Source organism: Pseudoalteromonas sp. APM04 (genome assembly GCF_022809815.1).
GTDB classification, from domain to species: Bacteria; Pseudomonadota; Gammaproteobacteria; order Enterobacterales; family Alteromonadaceae; genus Pseudoalteromonas; species Pseudoalteromonas marina.
The window spans coordinates 2,042,744-2,061,932 of the sequence record NZ_CP094441.1 but is presented as its reverse complement, the minus strand read 5'-3'; the positions used below and the strand labels follow the sequence as shown (position 1 = coordinate 2,061,932).

18 protein-coding genes and 1 other annotated feature are annotated in these 19,189 nt (G+C 41.0%); of the genes, 13 read left to right on the top strand and 5 right to left on the bottom strand.

What is annotated here, in order from left to right; genetic code table 11:
- Positions 1–87: 87 nt before the first annotated feature.
- The gene (locus MTP24_RS09575; protein ID WP_243530883.1) at positions 88–1,581 is read right to left on the bottom strand and encodes a DUF3413 domain-containing protein; all 1,494 of its coding nucleotides are present in this window, start codon (positions 1,579–1,581) and stop codon (positions 88–90) included.
- A gap of 4 nt (positions 1,582–1,585) precedes the next feature.
- Positions 1,586–1,798 (bottom strand): DUF1414 domain-containing protein, encoded by a 213-nt coding sequence (locus MTP24_RS09570; RefSeq protein ID WP_006794656.1) that lies wholly within the window; start codon positions 1,796–1,798, stop codon positions 1,586–1,588.
- Positions 1,799–1,860: 62 nt separating this feature from the next.
- Here MTP24_RS09570 and yejK point away from each other — a divergent pair, with 62 nt between their 5' ends.
- On the top strand, positions 1,861–2,877 hold the full coding sequence (gene yejK, locus MTP24_RS09565) for a nucleoid-associated protein YejK (RefSeq protein ID WP_006794655.1): 1,017 nt from the start codon (positions 1,861–1,863) through the stop codon (positions 2,875–2,877).
- Positions 2,878–3,084: 207 nt separating this feature from the next.
- On the opposite strand, the gene MTP24_RS09560 is transcribed toward yejK, so the two are convergent.
- Both MTP24_RS09560 and rne read right to left on the bottom strand, forming a co-directional pair.
- Positions 3,085–4,304, bottom strand: a protein-coding gene (locus MTP24_RS09560; RefSeq protein ID WP_223230517.1) for an IS3 family transposase whose coding sequence is annotated in 2 segments (ribosomal slippage) — positions 3,085–4,016 and positions 4,016–4,304 — 1,221 coding nt in all. Because the reading frame shifts where the segments join, the coding sequence is not laid out codon by codon here.
- Positions 3,910–4,026: a sequence feature (AL1L pseudoknot), on the bottom strand. (Overlaps the previous gene by 117 nt.)
- Before the next feature lie 628 nt (positions 4,305–4,932).
- Positions 4,933–8,055 carry a ribonuclease E gene (gene rne, locus MTP24_RS09555; RefSeq protein ID WP_243530881.1) on the bottom strand — a complete coding sequence of 1,041 codons (3,123 nt, stop codon included), beginning with the start codon at positions 8,053–8,055 and terminating at the stop codon, positions 4,933–4,935.
- A gap of 777 nt (positions 8,056–8,832) precedes the next feature.
- Between rne and rluC the strand changes: the two genes are divergently transcribed.
- On the top strand, positions 8,833–9,795 hold the full coding sequence (rluC, locus tag MTP24_RS09550) for a 23S rRNA pseudouridine(955/2504/2580) synthase RluC (RefSeq protein ID WP_006792311.1): 963 nt from the start codon (positions 8,833–8,835) through the stop codon (positions 9,793–9,795).
- Between the two features lie 3 nt (positions 9,796–9,798).
- Positions 9,799–10,449 carry an HAD-IA family hydrolase gene (locus tag MTP24_RS09545; RefSeq protein ID WP_243530876.1) on the top strand — a complete coding sequence of 217 codons (651 nt, stop codon included), beginning with the start codon at positions 9,799–9,801 and terminating at the stop codon, positions 10,447–10,449.
- A 15-nt stretch (positions 10,450–10,464) separates the two neighbouring features.
- On the opposite strand, the gene MTP24_RS09540 is transcribed toward MTP24_RS09545, so the two are convergent.
- Positions 10,465–11,061, bottom strand: coding sequence for a Maf family protein (locus MTP24_RS09540; RefSeq protein WP_039037883.1), 597 nt, complete (start codon positions 11,059–11,061; stop codon positions 10,465–10,467).
- Positions 11,062–11,192: 131 nt separating this feature from the next.
- Here MTP24_RS09540 and yceD point away from each other — a divergent pair, with 131 nt between their 5' ends.
- The 10 genes from yceD to tmk all read left to right on the top strand — a co-directional run bounded on the left by yceD (position 11,193) and on the right by tmk (position 19,188).
- Positions 11,193–11,717 carry a 23S rRNA accumulation protein YceD gene (gene yceD / locus MTP24_RS09535; protein WP_008126337.1) on the top strand — a complete coding sequence of 175 codons (525 nt, stop codon included), beginning with the start codon at positions 11,193–11,195 and terminating at the stop codon, positions 11,715–11,717.
- A gap of 10 nt (positions 11,718–11,727) precedes the next feature.
- Entirely contained in the window at positions 11,728–11,898 is a 171-nt protein-coding gene (rpmF, locus tag MTP24_RS09530; protein ID WP_004587686.1) for a 50S ribosomal protein L32, read from the top strand.
- A gap of 12 nt (positions 11,899–11,910) precedes the next feature.
- Positions 11,911–12,951 carry a phosphate acyltransferase PlsX gene (gene plsX / locus MTP24_RS09525; RefSeq protein WP_243530872.1) on the top strand — a complete coding sequence of 347 codons (1,041 nt, stop codon included), beginning with the start codon at positions 11,911–11,913 and terminating at the stop codon, positions 12,949–12,951.
- 53 nt (positions 12,952–13,004) lie between these two features.
- Positions 13,005–13,931 (top strand): ACP S-malonyltransferase, encoded by a 927-nt coding sequence (gene fabD / locus MTP24_RS09520; RefSeq protein WP_243530868.1) that lies wholly within the window; start codon positions 13,005–13,007, stop codon positions 13,929–13,931.
- 11 nt (positions 13,932–13,942) lie between these two features.
- The gene (fabG, locus tag MTP24_RS09515; protein WP_006792305.1) at positions 13,943–14,689 is read left to right on the top strand and encodes a 3-oxoacyl-ACP reductase FabG; all 747 of its coding nucleotides are present in this window, start codon (positions 13,943–13,945) and stop codon (positions 14,687–14,689) included.
- A 249-nt stretch (positions 14,690–14,938) separates the two neighbouring features.
- Positions 14,939–15,175 carry an acyl carrier protein gene (gene acpP / locus MTP24_RS09510; protein WP_006792304.1) on the top strand — a complete coding sequence of 79 codons (237 nt, stop codon included), beginning with the start codon at positions 14,939–14,941 and terminating at the stop codon, positions 15,173–15,175.
- A 276-nt stretch (positions 15,176–15,451) separates the two neighbouring features.
- Positions 15,452–16,690: a beta-ketoacyl-ACP synthase II gene (gene fabF, locus MTP24_RS09505; RefSeq protein WP_006792303.1), complete on the top strand. Its 1,239-nt coding sequence runs from the start codon at positions 15,452–15,454 to the stop codon at positions 16,688–16,690.
- A gap of 59 nt (positions 16,691–16,749) precedes the next feature.
- On the top strand, positions 16,750–17,568 hold the full coding sequence (pabC, locus tag MTP24_RS09500; RefSeq protein WP_243530865.1) for an aminodeoxychorismate lyase: 819 nt from the start codon (positions 16,750–16,752) through the stop codon (positions 17,566–17,568).
- Entirely contained in the window at positions 17,568–18,554 is a 987-nt protein-coding gene (gene mltG / locus MTP24_RS09495) for an endolytic transglycosylase MltG (protein ID WP_243530862.1), read from the top strand. Before pabC ends, mltG begins: the two co-directional genes overlap by 1 nt.
- Positions 18,555–18,561: 7 nt before the next feature.
- Positions 18,562–19,188 carry a dTMP kinase gene (gene tmk / locus MTP24_RS09490; protein WP_010557316.1) on the top strand — a complete coding sequence of 209 codons (627 nt, stop codon included), beginning with the start codon at positions 18,562–18,564 and terminating at the stop codon, positions 19,186–19,188.
- The last annotated feature ends 1 nt before the right edge of the window (position 19,189 follow it).

Genomic DNA, 19,189 nt, shown 5'->3' with positions numbered 1-19,189 from the left:
CATGAACGTATTTTTTTGCTAAGCAATTAACGTGTTATAAAACTATAACCTAGCTTGGCATTATCGCAAGCTAGGTTAACATCATGACTATTCAGAGAAGGTTTTTAGCTTTTTAATACTTTGTACTAAAAATGGGATATCTAAGCGTTGTTCAATAGAAAACCCCTCAGCGGCAGAAATATTTTTAAAGTTACCATCTGAGTCTATTAAAGTGATTCGATCTTTTTTATATGCAATTACAACACCTTGGCTGTAGTTAACACCCATGTCGTCTTTCTTCTTGTATAAATTTACACCGAGCATTGTTTGCTTAGCAATGGCGCTACAATTTAAGTATTTGCCAACGCTTGTTGTAATTAAATCGCTAGGTTGGATAAGCCCATTTACTTCAGCAATGTTTTTATCAGAAGTATATAAGGTTGATGTAGTGACTACTTCAGCGTTATCGCTTGCTAAACTAAAGGCAAAAATATGCGAATTGTTACGTGGCGCTTGCTCGGCAGCACCATTAATAACTCTAATGGCATTATTGGTATGAGCTTGATCATTAATAAAGCTAAGGCTATCAATACCCATAACTTCAATACTACGGCGCTGGCTTTGCCATGCAGGCAGTATTTGTTCTTGTAAAATAGCGGATTTGTAAAATGAAGGTAAACCATACACTAAACCAAACAGCGTATCGTCATGGTTAGTAGGCTGTAAAAACAGTTCTGTTTTATGAAGCTCTTTGTAGTTATTTGCAAACTCAACTAGTTGTGCATCAGTATCAAATACAAATATGTCTACATTAGCCTGAGTAAAGTCATCACACTTTACCAGTGGAGCCGGTGGCTGATAATTAATATTTTGGTTATTAATTTTTACGCTATGAGCTTGGTTATAAGTTTCTATATCTAGTAAATCGTTTTTAGCCAATAAGCTTTTAGCAGTTGTTGGGTATGAAAGCGGCAACACATTGTCTTGCTTGGTAATATCAAATTTTAAGTTAGCGTCTGCCCAAATATGAATGCTGTGGCTAAAAGCAAAACAGACCACTAAAAACGAAATTGCATAGCGTGCAAATTTAAACTGTTTTAAGCGTGCCAAATGGTGCCAAGTATAATTGCTTACCACTAATTGAAAACCTAAAATCAATAGTACAATACCGCCCGCAAGAAACGTAGTAAGCGCTGGAGAAGTGGTTAAGCGGTTCCAAAGTAAGGAAATAATTTCAGGCAGGGCTGAAGGGTTTAAATGATAACCCAAGTTAACATATACATAGGCGTCTAACGTTAATAAAGACGCGCCACAGGTTGCAATAACAGCGGCCATGCCACGAATATGACGTGGGTAAGGAAACACTAAACTTAAAGGAAATACCGTCAGCACAAACGCCAAAAAGGCAATAAAGCTAGTATGGCTAAGCCATGTTACTAGCATGTATGTAATGCCCATGAAGCTTGTTGGTGGCGAGTCAGCAAATAAATAGCTTAAGCTAATTAGTAGCGCTAAACCTATGTTGGCGAAGGTAAACCAATGCCCCCAACTTAGCAACTGACTTGCTTTTGATGAAAACTGATTGTGCTGCGATAAATTCATGCGTTTATTTAACCGACTGTGAAAGTGCTTTTGCAAAGTTCTCAGTTACAGCTTGTCTTTTCCCTGTTGGTACATGCTCTTTTAGGATATGCGTGATAGAATTTCCTAAACACATAAGACTTAAATCAACCGGTGCTTTGTGTTGAGTTAACACATCAATAAGCTGGTCGACGATTTGTTCTACTTCTTCATTAGAGTATTTTGATAAGATTGGCATCAGTTGGTTCAATAAAATAGTTATATTCTCGTATTTTAACACTTGAGGCGTGAAAAACAAAGATGACAACAGACGTTAAAAAATTAGTCGTTCATTATGTAGACAAAAAAGATGACGATACGCAAATTCACCTTCGCAACGACGAAATGATCATTAATGATAAAGTCGCTGTTTTTATCGAACAATTACACCATGCATTCACGGGCAAGCCAGGTAAAGGTTACTGTGCCTTTAGTGGCGAGAAAAACAGTATTGTTGCGTCATCAATGCAAAGTTACCGCAATAACGAGCTGGGCTTTTGGCATTTAACTGAGCAAGCATCTACCGTATTAAAAGAAGAGCTAGATAAATACGCATTTAACGAAACAGGCTACTTGGTATTTTGTCATTATCAGTACGTGGCTACGGACTACATGTTAATTGCTATGATTAATATCAAAGAGCATTACTCAATGACCTCTGAGCTTGATTTAGCAGCATCGCGTCATCTTGATATTTCTCGTATGCAATTAGCAGCACGTATAGATTTAACGGCTTGGGATACACAACCTGAGGATAATCGTTATATTTCGTTTATTAAAGGCAGAGCAGGGCGAAAAGTTGCTGATTTTTTCTTAGACTTTTTAGGCTGTGAAGAAGGTGTTGATCCTAAACAACAAAGCCAAGTTATGCTAAATGCAGTAGAAGATTACCTATCTGAGCAGCAGTTTGATAAATCAGAAAAAGACGATTTACGTAAGCAGGTTTTTGATTACTGTAACGATTGTGTAACGACCGGTGAAGAAGCAAGCGTAACCGAACTTTCAGCGGCTATTTCAAAAGGCGATGACAGTCCGTTTGACAGCTTTTGCAAGGACCAAAGTTACGATTTAGAAGAAACGTTCCCAGTCGATAAAAAAACCGTGACCAGTATGGTTAAATTTTCAGGCTTAGGGGGCGGTGTGAGTGTAAGCTTTGAGCGCAAGCATTTAGGTGAGCGTGTAACCTACAACGAAGCAACAGATACGTTAGTGATTAAAGGTATTCCGCCAAACCTTAAAGATCAACTGCAACGCTTTATGGAAAGTGAAGGCGAATAAGCCAAGCATTCCCACAATAAAGAGATTTAAAGCGTGATATTTATATCGCGCTTTTTTATTGCCTGTTACGCCAATAGTTAATTTAAAGCTAGCTGCTAATTTTTCGCACCTTTTATTAAATTAAAGATTCAAATTGCACAAAGAGAAGAGAATGAGGAACAAATGAGCTGAATCGCCCCGAGTTCATCGGAGACCAGTTTGTTTAAGTCAGGCCACTTTACCTGACTCGTTTAAATTATCATAGTAGTCTGTTTCATATTGAGCTGGTGAAATATACCCAATTGAAGATAATAAGCGTTGATTATTAAACCAATTGACCCACTCTAACGTTGCGTATTCAACAGCATCAACATTCTTCCACGGGCCATTTCTGCGAATAATCTCTGTTTTAAATAATCCATTTATTGTTTCAGCCAATGCATTGTCATAAGAGTCACCCACACTGCCTACAGACGCTTGAATTCCAGCTTCAGCAAGTCGCTCAGTGTATCGTATAGACAAATATTGGCTGCCTCTGTCGCTGTGGTGAATTAACCCTTCGGGGTTGCCACGATGCCAAATAGCTTGCTCTAACGCATCAAGAATAAGCTCTGTGTGCATTGTCGTTGATACACGCCAACCTACAATGTATCGTGAAAAAACATCTATCACGAAAGCGACATAAACAAACCCACTCCATGTGGCAACATAGGTGATGTCAGCTACCCAAAGTTGATTTGGCTGCTCAGCAGTAAATTGACGATTAACTAAATCAAGTGGCTTATCTTGTTGCTCGTCAGGTATCGTTGTCTTATGTGCTTTACCCCGACGAACACCTTGAATTCCCATAACTCGCATCAATCGTTCGACTGTACAGCGGGCGACTTGATGGTCGTCAAGCTGTAGCTGCTTCCATATTTTTCTTGCACCATAAACTGACATATTATCCTCCCACACTTCGCGAATGAGTATTATCAGCTCAGCATCACGCTTTTTGCGGTTAGACAGTCGCTCAGGCTCTCTTTGTATCTGTTTATGAGAATAATACGTTGATGGTGCAATCGGCAATTCCTTGCAAATTGACTCGACACCGTAATGCTCTCTGCAAGCATCAATAAAATCCACTATTACTTCTGTTTGCGGTCGAGCTCCGCTTGGGCGAAAAAAGCGGCAGCTTGCCTCAGGATATCATTCGTTCGCTTGAGCTCTTTATTCTCGCGCTCTAAGACGGCAAGGCGTTCTTCAGTTGATTGCGTATTAGAAGAGGGTTTAGACGGTTGAGCTTGAGATTTCTTGACCCATGCTCTAAGTGTTTCTGGGGTACATCCCAGTTTATCTGAAATCGATACTAGCGCAGCCCAAAGAGAAGGGTATTCATGCTGTTGTGTGGTAACAAGCCTAATTGCACGTTCACGAAATTCTGATGTATAGCGATTTGATTTTTTCATAGTTCCAGTTTCTCAAGTTATTGAGTCTCTGGCAAACACGGGGCGATTCAAGCAGACAAACAAATGTAAGCCATATTTTCACTTCTCTAAAAGCGAATCGTCTCTTAACCTCTTTGTGAATATTTGTTTTCAGGATAAAAACCCGTTGCTTAAAACCAGTAAGCAGTCCGTTTTAACGAGCTATGCCTTTGCATAGTCGTTACTTGTAGACGTTGAGCTTGCTCACGTTAGAAGCGTAGCTTCTTATTACTTATAATTTAAAAATTACCGCCGAGGTAATTTGCTAAACCTTAAAGATCTTAATTGCACAAAGAGAAGAGAATGAGGAGCAAATGAGTAGACAAACAAATTTAAGCCGTATTTTCACTTTTCTAAAAGCGCAGCGTCTCTTAATCTCTTTGTGAATATGTGTTTTTCAGAATAATAATCTGGTGTTCAAAAGCCAGCGAGTACTCCGTTTAAACGTGCTATGTAACTGTTTAATATTTACTTGTAGACGTAGAGCTTGCTCACGTTAGAAGCGCAGCTTCTTGTTACTGTATTTTGTGCTTAGTAAAAGTATTACCCATTTAAAACAAAAAAGCCCCGCTATTTAAAATAGCGGGGCTTTTAAATTAAGCGTTATTTACTAATCAGCGCTTAATGTTTTTGTCATTGCAGAACTTGCACGACCAGCAGGTTTAATTGAACCCGGGCGTAAACCACTATCAGGGATAAGTTCACGTTTATCGTGAGCCATAGCAACTGGTACATGTTTTACTTCACTATCTGCTGCTGGAGCAGGTTGTGCCATTGGCGCACTTGCGTGTCCTGTAGTGATCACTGTTTTAGAATTTAAAGTTGCCTCAGCCGCTTTTTCAACTACTGGTGCTTCTTTAGCTTCTACAGGCGTCTCTGTAGTTTCAACCGGTACCACTTCAGCTTCTAAAGCTGGTTCGTCAGCTTTAACTGGTTCTTCAGCTTGCACTGGTTCTTCAGCTTTCACTGGTTCTTCAGCTTGCACTGGCTCTTCAGCTTGCACTGGTTCTTCAGTTTGCACTGGCTCTTCAGCTTTAACTGGTTCTTCAGCTTTAACTGGTTCTTCAGCTTTTACTGGTTCTTCAGATTGCACTGGTTCTTCAGTTTGCACTGGTTCTTCAGCTTTTACTGGCTCTTCAGCTTTCACTGGTTCTTCAGCTTTTACTTGCTCTTGAGCAACTTCAACTTTAGCTAAATCTTCAACAGCAACTGCTTGTTCAACCTGTTCAGAAGCGTCAACAGCCGTTTCTTCCGATTTAGCCTTAAGTTCTGCTTCGTACTCTGCAGCAGCTTGGTCAGCAACCGGTACAAAAGCAGGGGCTTCATCAGATTTAGCTTCAGCACTTTCACCTTCAGGGCGGCGACGACGCTGACCTGATGCACGAAGATGGCGAGGAGAACGACGCGAACGTGTACGTGTTTGCTCTTCTTCAGTTGCTACAGTTTCATCTTTCGACTCAACAGTCTCTACTTTTTCTTCTTTTACAGGTGCAGGCTTTTCAGCGGCTACTGGCTTTTCTTGAGCTTCAGGCTTTGCTTGAACTTGCGGCTTGTCTTCTACTGCAGCTGTTTCAACAGAAGTTTGTTCAGTTGCTTGTAGTTGCTCAGCATTTTCGTCTTGAATACGTACTTTCTTACGAACGTTACGACGTTGACGACGAACCTTAGGCTTATGCTCTTTAGGTGCTTCTTCAGCATTCGTATCAGCATTTGCTTTTGCAGGCGCATCTGCTGCTTTAGTTTGATCTTTATCTGCTTTGTGCTCAGGGCGCTTACGAGAGTTAGAATTACGACGACGCTTGTTGCGGTTTTCGTTCTTCTCTTGGTTCTCGTTTGCTACCGGTGAATTAGTTTTTGTTTCTACTTCATCAGTATTGCGTTCTGTGCGTTGTTTAGAGCGTGGGTTATTACGACGACGTTGATTGTTATTACGACGGCGGTTATCGTTTCCACGACGTTTATTATTACGTGCTTCTTCTTGCTGTTTTTCAACGGCTTCTTTTTTCTGCTCAGGTGTTTCGCTAGCAAAAATAGATTTAAACCAGTTAGCAAGTGCAGTAAATAATCCCGCTTCTTCTTTAGCGGCTACCGCTGCAGGTTTAGCTGCTGGAGCCGGCGCTGCTTGTGGAGCAGGGCTTGAAGGCATAACAACACCTTTTAGCATAGGCTCTTCACGAACAGGTGCTGCAGGCGATTTTGACATTTCAAACGCTTCTGGTTCAGGCGCAACAACTTGCTCGTAACTTACCGTTTCAAGTGTTTCGTCTTTACGTAAGCGCATTACTTCGTAGTGTGGTGTTTCCATGTGTTGATTAGGAATAATCACTACGTCACACTTGTGATGCTTTTCAATACGGTGAACACTACGACGTTGTTCGTTTAACAAGTAGGCGGCAACAGCAACAGGTACTTGTGCATTTACTTGAGAAGTGTTGTCTTTAATCGCTTCTTCTTCAATTAAGCGAAGGATAGACAGGGCAATAGACTCGTTAGAACGAACCGTACCTTGGCCACTACAACGAGGACACACACCTTGGCTTGCTTCACCTAATGAAGGGCGTAGGCGCTGACGCGACATTTCAAGTAAACCAAAGCGAGAAATTTTACCAATTTGTACACGAGCACGATCTGGGCGCGCAGCGTCTTTTAAGCGGTTTTCTACTTCACGCTGGTGACGTGGCGGTGTCATATCGATGAAATCTATAACAATCAAACCACCTAAGTCGCGTAAACGTAATTGGCGTGCAATTTCGTCAGCTGCTTCAAGGTTAGTATTAAGTGCTGTTTCTTCAATATCGCCGCCTTTTGTAGCTTTAGACGAGTTGATATCGATAGACGTAAGTGCCTCAGTAGGGTCAATAACAATTGAACCGCCTGATGGTAAACGCACTTCACGTTGGAACGCAGACTCAATTTGGCTTTCAATTTGGTAATGCGTAAATAACGGTGTGTCGCCTTGGTAAAGCTTAACGCGGCTCATAAAGTCAGGACGAAAACGCTCAATGTGCGCTTTAGCTTCTTCAAAAACACGTGGCTTATCAATTAAAATTTCGCCAATATCACGACGTAAATAATCACGAATCGCACGGAAAATTACGTTGCTTTCTTGGTGGATTAAAAACGGCGCTTTAGCACTGTCGGCAGCTTGTCTAATAGCTTCCCAGTGAACTAATAACGCTTTTAAATCGTAATTTAATTCTTCAAACGATTTACCAACACCCGCAGTACGCACAATTAAACCCATACCTTTAGGTAATTCTAAACGGCTGAGTGCTTCTTTAAGTTCGGTACGCTCATCACCTTCAATACGGCGAGAAATACCTCCAGCACGAGGGTTGTTAGGCATAAGTACCAAGTAACTACCAGCAACACTAATAAAAGTTGTTAACGCTGCGCCTTTTTGGCCACGTTCTTCTTTATCAACCTGAATTATTACTTCTTGGCCTTCTTTGATCACGTTACGAATATTCGGACGACCATTAAAGGTGTAACCAGCAGGGAAGTAAGTGCGGGCAATTTCTTTTAAAGGAAGGAAACCATGACGATCAGCACCGTAATCAACAAATGCTGCTTCTAAAGATGGTTCAATGCGTGTGATTTTGCCTTTATAAATATTGGCTTTTTTCTGTTCGTGACCTGGGCTTTCTATATCTAAATCATATAGGCGCTGGCCATCAACCAGTGCTACGCGCATTTCTTCTTGCTGCGTTGCATTGATTAGCATACGTTTCATATTGTTACTCTATTAAATTATGTCGCTGACATGACGATGTTTTCTCGCCTGTTCAGTTGTTCCTATTTTTAGAATGTGCAGCCTCACGACTGGGTCTTTAACGGAACGGCTCTGTATTTTCGTAAGCAGTATTTTTTAAATGCTGGCAAACAATAGCGTACTAAACGCTATTAAATTCTTAATGGTGTAAAACTGTCGGCTTTTCAGCTACGTCTACAAGTTTTACCCAGAAGTCGGCCTGTCATATCAATCTTATTAAATGTCATTCATATTAGGCGCGTAGGGCTCATTAAGTGGGTGAGCAATACAGTGTGATGTATCGCTAAATCCTGGTTTAAGAGCAAAATTCGCTGCCGATGTTAATGAATACTTATTTATTAGATTTTTTTAGTTCTAAATAAGCTGCTTTACGGTACTACAATAATTGAGCAGTTGCTGAACGGCGCTTTTTACGCCGTCACTATCAGACAAATTATCTGTTCATTGCTTTTTCAATCGCATTAAAAACCACTTCATGTTCAAACTTAACCTGCAATATATTACGCGCATTGCTGTTAGTTGACCGCACGTGTTTACTAGGTATGTATAAAAGCTTTGGAAAACTTAACTCGGATCTGTATGATCGGCTACCCAGAATGTGCATCACGAATGTTTTAATGTGTTAAGTTAAAAAGCACCGTTGTTATTTGCAAATACTAAATATTTGCGCTGCTGATTATCCCACTATTATAACAGTGTTAGCAACTAAATTATTTTACTTAAATCAGTGATTAGGCAATGTCAGAAAAAACCGGCTTACAAGTATCTTTTGTCACAATCAACGAAGACCATTTAGGTCAGCGAATTGATAACTTTCTTATTACCCATTTAAAAGGGGTGCCTAAAAGCGCAATCTACAAAATTCTTCGTAAAGGCGAGGTGCGTGTAAATAAAAAACGTATTAAGCCAGTATATAAATTACAGTTAGACGACATCATTCGTATCCCACCTATAAAAGTGGCAGAGCGCGAAGAGTTTGTGCCTTCAAAACTAGATAAAGTAACGCGCCTTGAAGACGATATTTTATTTGAAGACAAATACCTCATTGTTATAAATAAACCATCAGGCATGGCTGTTCATGGCGGCAGTGGTTTAAGTTATGGCTTAATAGAAGCGCTGCGTGTACTTCGCCCAGAAGAGCGCAACCTTGAGCTAGTACACAGGCTTGACCGCGATACATCAGGGTGTTTACTAATTTCAAAACGCCGCTCAGTTTTAACATCGTTACACGAGCAACTTCGTGAAAAAACCATGGAAAAAAACTATTGGGCGCTAGTTGACGGCCAGTGGGATGGTAAAACTAAAAACGTAACCGAAGGCCTGCGCAAAAATACGCTTAAATCGGGCGAGCGCGTTGTTCGCGTAGACAATGTTGAGGGCAAGCCGTCGCATACTCGTTTTAAAGTACTAGAGCGTTTTAACGAATGTTCACTTGTACAAGCGTCGCCAGTAACAGGGCGAACACACCAAATTCGTGTACACACCCAATGTAAAGGGCACCCAATTGCATGCGACGATAAGTACGGTGACCAAGCGTTTGACGCAGGAATGCGCAAAGTAGGTTTAAATCGCTTATTTTTACACGCGCACGATTTAAGTTTTTATCACCCAAAAAACGAAACCACTATGCGTGTAGAAGCACCCCTTGATAAAGCCCTTAGCAATTGCTTATTAAAGTTACGCGCAGCTAAAGAGTCTTAATGTATGGCCAGTAATCAATACAAATTAGTTATTTTTGATTGGGACGGCACCATCATGGACTCAATTGGCAAAATAGTTAACTGTATTAAATGCAGTGCACAATCTTTAAATATTGCACCGCCAAGCGACATCGCAATAAAAAATATTATTGGGCTGTCGCTTGAAAAGGCAATGGAGGTGCTATTCCCCAGTTACCCAACAAAGCAAACCGCACTAATTAATGCATACAAGGCACATTATAAAGTTGACCCAACACCTACACCTGTATTTGGTGATGTAGCAAACGTACTCAATGCCCTTAAACAAAACGGGGCAGTACTTGCTATCGCAACAGGTAAAGGAAGAGACGGTTTAGAACGCTTATTAGATCAAAGCCAGCTGAGACATTTTTTTAGTGCCACCCGCACAAGTGACGATGCACAGTCTAAACCCTCACCCGATATGCTTTATCAATTATTAGCGGAGCTTGGCGTAAGTGCCAACGAAGCTGTAATGATAGGTGATACACAAATTGATATGGCAATGGGTAGGGCAGCAAACATGGACCGAATAGGCGTTACTATGGGTGTACACAATGCACAGCAATTAAGTGAGTATGACCCAATTGCAACAGTCGATAGCTACCAACAGTTGCAACAGGTTTTAATAGGCTAACACTTAAAGCAAGCGTTATTTGGTTTGTAAGCTCAACACATCAACATTAAACTCAGCTAATAATTGGCTGAGTTTAATGAGTGGCAAACCAATTAAACTATTGGGATCGTCACCGCTTAGTTTTTCAAATAAACAAATGCCGAGTCCTTCACTTTTAAAGCTACCAGCACAATTATAAGGCTGTTCTGCATCGCAGTAAGCGCTAATTTGTGCTGTAGTGAGTGTTTTAAAAGTCACATTAAATGGTTCAACAAGGCTTCTACTTTGCCCACTTTGAATATCAAAAACACATAATCCGGTTAAAAAAGTAACTGTTTGGCCACTAAACAGGCTCAATTGCTTTACGGCGTTTTCTTTAGTGTGCGGCTTACCTAAAATTTGGTCATTAAACACAGCCACTTGATCAGAGCCAATAACTAAACCTTCGTTAAAATGTTTAGTAGCTTCAGTAGCTTTAAGTTCACTTAAACGCTTAACTAACTCATTGGGTGTTTCGTTTTCAAGTGCTGATTCGTCAACATCGGGTGAAAAGGCTTTAAACGGTAAATTAAATTTTTGTAATAAAGACTGCCTAAAAGGCGAGCTTGAGGCTAAAATAAGCGAGTGCTTCATGAATGGTTTTCCTAAGATAAATCAGATTGAGTTAGGATAAATCAGATCCGTGAGTAAAACACGTGAAAAACCTAGTAAAAATGGTTTTTTACTTTGACTAACAAACTAACTATCTATATGATGCAGCCCCTATGCAAAAGGTAAAAATTCCCTTCACTCTTCATCCTGGGAAAGCAGCGCAACACCGTTTATCATACGATGGTATTGTACCGCTTGAAAAACTGACTCGTTTACGAGGTGTTGTACAGGAAGAAGTAGGTGAAATAGCGGTAAAAATTCAGTGCAAAAACGATGAGCAAGGTTTAGTTGTGATTAGCGGCAATTTGTCCACACACGTTACTGTAACTTGTCAACGTTGTAATGATGATTTAGGGTTGGATTTGGATCAAGACTTTATGTATTCGCCAATTGGTTTGGATGCTGAGTCGGATGATCTTCCAGAAGACTACGATGAAGTAGCGCTTGATGAAAACGGTGAAATTAACGTGTTTGAGTTAATCGAAGACGAATTAATTTTAGCGGTGCCATTAGTGCCTACACACAACGAAGCTTCGTGCAATTACTCGTCAAAGCCTGCCAGCTTTGGTGTGTTAAAAGCGGAAGATGATAAACCAAATCCATTTGATATTTTGAAACAACTTAAGAAAGATTCTTAGGAGAAGACTAATGGCTGTACAAAAAAGCAAAAAGTCTCGTGCAAGACGCGGCATGCGCCGTTCACACGATGCGATCAACGGTCCAACTTTAACAGTTGACCAAACTTCAGGTGAGACTCATCGTCGTCACCATGTAACTGCTGACGGTTACTACAAAGGCGTTCAAGTAATTTCTAACTAAGAGATTGCTTTGATGCTGAATAATCTAACCATAGCGTTAGATATGATGGGGGGCGATTACGGCCCCCGTTCATCTATTCCTGCTGCTGTTAGTGCAGTAAACGCTCACGCCAACCTTACACTTATACTGTGTGGTAACGAGCAAGTTATATCTAAAGAACTCGAATCCCTCGATTCTTTATCTCACCCAAGACTCATAATTCGTCATTGCAGTGAAATAGTCACTAATGCCTGCGAACCTGCTGTTGCTGTTCGTTCAAAAAAAGATTCTTCAATGCGCGTTGCCCTTGATTTAGTTAAATCAGGCGAGGCTCAAGCATGCGTAAGTTCAGGTAATACTGGCGCGTTATTTTTTATGGCGCATTACGTATTAAAAATGTTGCCTGGTGTAAAACGTCCCGCACTTATTTCATCTGTACCAACAGAGCGTAAAAACCCAGTGTATTTACTCGACTTAGGCGCAAACGTACACTGCGATAGCGAAATACTCTATCAATTTGGCCTAATGGGCTCAGTGGTTGCAGGCCAAGGACTTGGTTGTGATAACCCGCGCGTAAGTTTGTTAAACATTGGCGCAGAAGACATTAAAGGCCACGACGACATAAAACACGCTGCGCAATTAATGCAGCAAAGCCCACATATAAATTATATTGGTTACAGTGAAGGTAGCGATATTTTTACAGGTAAGGCCGATGTTATCGTATGTGAAGGGTTTGTTGGCAACGTTGCCCTTAAAACCTGTGAAGGTATTGCCAAACTTATCATGAATAAGTTCTCAAAAGCCCTCGAAAAACACCTTATATATAAATGTATGGCGTTTATCCTTAGCCCAATCATAAAAAAACTCTATAAAAGGGTGAACCCCGACCAGTATAACGGTGCTTCTCTGGTAGGATTGCGCGGTATTGTCGTTAAAAGCCATGGAAACGCCTCAGCTAAGGCATTTCAAGCAGCAATCGATGAAGCGGTAAAAGAAGTTGAACGTCAACTTCCCACTAAAATAGCCGCTATTTTCGAAAAAACACATTCTAAAGACACGGTGGCCAATCAGTAAATTGATGTGCCGTGTATTTCATTATTTATTTGTTTAATTAAAAAGAGCAAAGTATGGCACAAAAAATTGCACTTCTATTCCCAGGTCAAGGTTCGCAAAGCGTAGGTATGTTACAAGCGCTTTTAGAAACCTCCGACATTGTAAAATCAACGTTTGCAGAAGCATCAACCGCATTGGGATACGACTTAGCAGCGTTAGTTCTTAACGGTCCAGAAGAAAAACTAAACGAAACCCACCGAACTCAACCTGCATTATTAACCGCAAGTGTTGCGATTTATCGCGACTGGTTAGCTAAAAATCCAGACGCCGATGTTGTCATGGCAGGGCACAGCTTAGGTGAATATTCAGCACTGGTATGCAGTAACGTGATTAGTTTAAGCGAAGCTGTAAAATTAGTAGAAAACCGTGGCTTGTACATGCAAGAAGCCGTACCAGCAGGTGTGGGCTCAATGGCCGCTATTATTGGTTTAGGCGACGACGAAATTAAAGCGGCGTGTGCAGCATCAGCACAAGGCGAAGTTGTATCGCCAGTTAACTACAATTCACCAGGTCAAGTTGTAATAGCCGGGCATAAAGCGGCAGTAGATAGAGCATCAGTAGCCTGTAAAGAAGCGGGCGCAAAACGCGCATTACCGTTATCGGTTAGTGTGCCTTCACACTGCGAACTGATGAAGCCGGCAGCAGAAAAACTGGCGAATGATTTAGCCGCTTTAACATTTAATACACCTAAGTGTGATGTAATTAATAATGTAGATGTAAAAGCAGAAAGTTCAGCTGACGCGATTAAAGATGCACTTGTGCGTCAATTATACAGTCCAGTACGCTGGACAGAAACCGTGCAAACATTAGTAGCGCAAGGCGTAACGCAAAGCTACGAATTTGGTCCGGGTAAAGTATTAACAGGCCTGGCAAAACGAATTGATAAAGCAATGGTATGTGGCTCAGTAAACGACGCCGCTTCAATTGATACAGCTAAATAAGAGTAAAAAAAATGTCTAACTTATTTTCTTTAGAGGGCAAAGTTGTCCTAATTACAGGCGCAAGCCGTGGTATTGGTAAAGCAATTGCAACTATGCTGGTTGCACAAGGCGCAAAAGTCGCTGGTACAGCAACAAGCGAGTCGGGTGCGGCTAACATTAGTGACTATTTAGGTGATAACGGTAAAGGTTATGCATTAAACGTCACCGATCCTGCTTCAATTGAGGCTACTTTGGCTGCAATAAAAGCCGACTTAGGCGATATTGACGTACTAGTAAATAACGCAGGTATCACGCGCGACAATTTACTGATGCGAATGAAAGAAGCCGAGTGGGACGATATTATCGACACCAACCTAAGCTCTATTTTCCGTTTATCTAAGGCAGTGTTACGTCCAATGATGAAGAAAAAGAACGGCCGTATCATTAATATTGGTTCGGTAGTAGGCACTATGGGTAATGCAGGGCAAGCTAACTACGCTGCGGCTAAAGCGGGTGTTATTGGTTTTTCTAAATCATTAGCACGCGAAGTTGCCTCACGCGGTATAACAGTGAACGTAATTGCACCGGGTTTTATCCAAACAGATATGACCAACGAGCTAACCGATGACCAAAAAGCAGCCACTTTAGCTAATGTACCTGCGGGTCGTTTAGGTCAACCTGACGAAATTGCAGCTGCAGTGTGTTATTTAGCATCTGACGCTGCTGCGTATGTATCAGGCGAAACTTTGCATGTAAATGGCGCGATGTATATGGTTTAATAACCATATAGCCATTACAAGAGTAAAATTAAGTTGGCATAATTCACTAAAAAACATTGAATTATTTGTGAACTTGCTTTAAACATACTTGAAATTGCTATTAAAATAAGCGATAACAGGCAAAACACACACTCAGAGGTTTGACCAGACAATTATTTACGGTCAGATCATTGAATCAGAGAATTATGCGGCGTAAACTACCCCGCAATCTGAAAATAACGCATTGGCGTTTTAATAAAGGAAAGAAGAATGAGCGATATCCAAGAACGCGTAAAAAAAATTATCATTGAACAACTAGGTGTTAAAGAAGAAGAAGTTAAAAACGAATCTTCTTTCGTAGATGACCTAGGTGCAGATTCTCTTGATACTGTAGAACTAGTAATGGCTCTTGAAGAAGAGTTTGACACTGAGATCCCAGACGAAGAAGCTGAAAAGATCACTACAGTTCAAAGCGCAATCGATTACGTAACAGCTCACGCTGAGTAATCAATTGTATATTAAAGGCAGCATTCGCTGCCTTTAATCTATGTAGCCAAACCACCTCAAAGTTCATGATTCAAAAATCAAACCTTAACTCCCCAAATTTAACTAACATTAATTTTGTTTGCGTTATGTGTTTTCAAACAAGTTTGAGACTCGCACTTTGAGGTTGCTTGGGTATGATGATCCCCTTGTGAATCTAATTGGATTAAAAAACCATTTAAAAATTAAAATGGTTAAAATTTTAATAAAATTATAAATATCCCTTATTGGAGGCAAACCGTGGCTAAACGTCGTGTCGTCGTAACTGGCTTAGGAATGTTGACGCCGCTAGGCAATGATGTTCAATCAACCTGGCAAGGCTTATTAGATGCTAAAAGTGGTATACAAACAATAACACACTTTGATACATCAAAATTTGGAACAAAGTTCGCTGGTTTAATCAACGACTTTGATGCATCGGCTTATATGCCACCTAAAGATGCAAAAAAAATGGATTTATTTATCCAATATGGTTTAGCAGCGGGTGTTCAAGCCTTTAAAGATTCAGGCCTAGAAATCACAGAAGAAAACGCAACGCGCATTGGTGTTGCTGTTGGTTCTGGTATTGGCGGCCTAACGCTAATTGAAGAAAACCACGTTAAGTTACTTAACAGTGGCCCACGTAAGCTATCTCCATTTTATGTGCCTTCTACCATTATTAATATGATCTCGGGTCATTTATCAATAATGTACGGACTACGTGGCCCTAACATTTCAATTGTAACTGCGTGTACGACAGGTTTACATAACATTGGTCATGCAGCACGTATGATTGCCTACGGCGATGCCGACGCAATGGTTGCTGGCGGTGCCGAAAAAGCGTGTACACCTATAGGTATGGGTGGCTTTAACGCAGCACGCGCATTATCAACACGTAACGACGACCCACAAGCAGCGTCGCGCCCGTGGGATAAAGACCGTGACGGTTTTGTACTTTCTGATGGTGCTGGTGTTGTAGTTGTTGAAGAATACGAACACGCAAAAGCACGTGGCGCAAACATTTATGCCGAGCTAGTTGGTTTTGGTATGAGTGGCGATGCATTCCACATGACATCCCCTCCAGAAGACGGCGCAGGCGCAGCCCTTGCAATGGAAAACGCATTAAAAGATGCGCAGGTAAATGCAGAACAAGTAGGTTACATAAACGCCCACGGTACGTCGACCAACGCTGGCGATAAAGCCGAAACTGCTGCAGTTAAATCTATTTTTGGCAATGCAGCAAAAGACGTAATGGTTGGCTCGTCTAAATCGATGATGGGTCACTTACTGGGTGCAGCGGGCTCAGTTGAATCAATCGTGTCGATATTGTCGCTAAAAGATCAAAAAGTGTCGCCTACTATCAACCTTGATAACCCAGATGAAGGCTGTGACCTAGATTACATTGCGCATACAGCGCGCGATGCAAAACTAGATTACTCACTGTGTAACTCATTTGGCTTTGGTGGTACTAATGGCTCGTTGCTATTTAAAAAGGTATAATCTTTTTTAACAACGAACCACTTTATAAGAGCTCAGTTGTTTAACTGGGCTTTTTTTATATGCAAAAAATAATAAATAATACGCAAACAATCATAAATGCCAGCCAATTAAACGCCGTTAGCATAACCGACAGAGGCTTAAACTATGGCGATGGTTTTTTTACAACAGCAAAAATTGTAAATGGGCAAGTTGAATATTGGCACCACCACAAAGCTCGCTTAGCTGAATGTGCTGAGCGATTAGCCTTTCCTGAACTCGACTTTAGCCCTTTAGAGCAACACATACACAATCAAGTAAAACAAAAGCAAACGGGCGTGTTAAAAATACTCGTAACACGCGGTGAAGGCGGGCGCGGATATAACTTACCAAGCGAATGTAATTTAACAATTATAGTAAGCGTGCTTGAATACCCTGCAAACTACAATGCACTTGCAGAGCAGGGGGTTAGCCTTGAAATAAGCCCTATTAAATTAGCGGCGCAGCCTTTACTTGCGGGGCTAAAAACCCTAAATAGGTTAGAGCAAGTACTCATTAAAAAAGCCATGCAAACGCAAAATTGCGACGACGTACTTGTGCTCGACTACAACAACCAGGTAATTGAAGCTTCAGCAGCTAATATATTTGCCATTAAACACGGTAAAGTATTTACACCAAAGCTCAATGAATGCGGTATAAAGGGCGTTTATCTGCAAGCGTTATGTGATAAATTAACGGTTGAGTTTAAACACATTACAGTAAACGATTTAACCAAAGCCGATGCTGTATTTGTATGCAACAGCTTAATGCATGCAGTACCTGTTAAACGCATAGAGCAACAGTGCTTTAATGTAGCCCACAGCAACGCATTGCTAACTAATTTATTAGCCAAGGAGGCTTAGTGTTAAAAGTTATTTTATCAGTCGCTTTTTTAGCGATCATTAGCACAGCTATTGGCTATCAGCAATTGCAGGCAACCCTACAAAGCCCGCTAAATATAGGCGAAAGCACGCAATTTGAGGTAAAAAAGGGCACCGGTTTTAATAAATTATGCCAGCAATGGCAAGCAAAAAACTGGGTTGAAAGCTGTTGGCGTTACCAAGTTATTGCAAAGCTCGACCCCACACTAACCGATTTAAAAGCCGGGCTTTACGAGCTTTCAAATACCAGTGTTATTAATAACATAAAAAAAATAAACCAAGGTCAACAAATCAGCTTTAGCTTTACCATTATTGAAGGCCAAGCGCTGCGCGATGTATTAGCAAATATTAAAAATGCGCCTAATTTAAATAACGATCTAAAGTTAGACGAGTTAGGTAAACAAATTATAAATGAAGATACATTGTTAGAAGGCTGGTTATTTCCAGATACTTACCACTACCAGCATAACGATACCGCAAGCAGTGTATTAAAACGCGCCGCACAAACCATGCAACAAATACTAAGCGATGCATGGCAAAAACGCGCTAACAATTTACCTTATAACACTGCGTACGAGGCACTAATAATGGCCTCAATTATTGAAAAAGAAACCGCAGTAGCCAGCGAGCGCCCTTTAATTGCCTCGGTTTTTGTCAATCGGTTAAACACAAAAATGCGCCTACAAACCGATCCAACCGTAATATACGGCCTGGGTGAAAACTTTGATGGTGATATTAAATACAAAGATTTACGCAATCATACGCCATACAATACCTACCGTATTGATGGATTACCGCCAACGCCAATAGCTATGCCATCAAAAGAAGCTATTTTAGCTGCGGTAAACCCGCCACAAAGCGACTATGTTTACTTTGTAGCAAAAGGCGATGGCAGCCACCAATTTTCTACCACGTTAAAACAACATAACGCGGCAGTTAAAACCTATATTTTAAATAAAAAGAATTAACTTGTTTATGAAACCAAAATTTATAGTAGTAGAAGGCCTAGAAGGCGCGGGTAAATCAACCGCTATTTCACTTTGCCAAGACTTTTTAAACAAAAAACAAATAGATTACATTAACGTGCGCGAACCTGGCGGCACGCCATTGGCCGAGTCGTTACGTACATTAGTAAAAGCCGAACACGAAGAAGAAATAGCCTTCGAAACCGAGCTGCTTATTATGTACGCCGCACGTTCGCAGCTAATGCATAACGTAATAAACCCTGCGCTTGAGCAAGGTAAATGGATATTAGCCGACCGTCACGACTTATCGTCGCAGGCGTATCAAGGCGGCGGGCGTGGTATTAGCTCAAATACACTAGCGTCGTTATCGTCTATGGTATTAAAAGGCCTAAAGCCCGACTTAACCATTTACCTCGACATAGACCCAGTAATTGGCCTTGAACGTGCTAAAGGGCGAGGTGAACTTGACCGAATAGAGCAAGAAGCTATTGAGTTTTTTCAGCGTACACGCATGCGCTACCTAGAGCTTGCAAGCGACGACAACTCAATTAAAACCGTAGATGCCAATCAAGAAATTGATAAAGTACATCGCGATATCACAAACGTATTACGTACTTTTTTTGAAGAGCTAAAATAAC